General features: G+C 61.9%; 1 pseudogene. It reads right to left on the minus strand.

The annotated features are described in order from the left end of the window. Positions 1 to 451: 451 nt before the first annotated feature. Positions 452 to 595 (minus strand): annotated as a pseudogene (locus tag IVB50_RS42035) (IS3 family transposase); the annotation flags it as partial. Positions 596 to 862: the final 267 nt, after the last annotated feature.

An 862-nucleotide genomic window follows, 5' to 3' on the forward strand; every position in this document is an offset into this window, starting at 1 on the left:
CCTGTGCTCCGCATCGGTACTCTGCTCCTTGCGGCGACGGGCCGCTTGGAGTCCTCCCTTCACATCGGAGCGACAGGTTCCTGTGTTCCTTGTCAAAGCCTGATCCGAGGTCACGCCGCCTTCATGCCGGACGCCGGTTGGGCAGTCAGCAGGCTCCCCCCAACCCTTGCTCGCGGGATAGACATCCTGATCCCGGTTTCGACGTCGATAGAACATGTTACGACACGTCATCAGCGGTTTACTTACGTTCGTCTCCTCGGACCTCACCTGACGGAGTTTCCTCCGCCTTTTCTTCCAACGCTCACCACCAGGGCTCTTTACCCTCGCAGCTCGGACTGGTTTGAAGTCTTCCCCTGCAGGCCGACCTCGGAGGGCCCTCCTCCATCTCTGACAAAGCTTCGTCAGGCTTCATGCCGAAGCCTGACTTCCACAGCACACGATGTCCTCATTGCTTGAGCGACCGCCACAGCCGCTCGATGAAGACGTTGTCCATCCAACGACCGCGGCCATCCATGGAGATCTTGATCCCTGCGCCCGCCAACGCGCCGGGTGAAGGCGCACTGGTGAACTGACTGCCCTGGTCGGAGATCGAGAAGCTGCACGCCAAGATCGGACAACTGACAGTCGAGCGCGATTTTTTAGCACGGAGGTCCGGAAGATGAGCACGCCGGACCGTCGAGGAATGCTCGATCGCGCCGACCCAGGCGCTGTCGATCCGCCGGCAATGCATGTTGCTTGGCATCGCGCGCTCTGGGGTCTACCGGCCGCCACGGCCGGCCAACGACAACGGCCTTGCCCTGATGCAGCGGATCGACGAGCTGTTCACCGCCTGGCCGTTCCTGGGCTCGCGGCGAATGACCAC

The organism is Bradyrhizobium sp. 87, from assembly GCF_023073015.1.
GTDB classification, from domain to species: Bacteria; Pseudomonadota; Alphaproteobacteria; order Rhizobiales; family Xanthobacteraceae; genus Bradyrhizobium; species Bradyrhizobium canariense_D.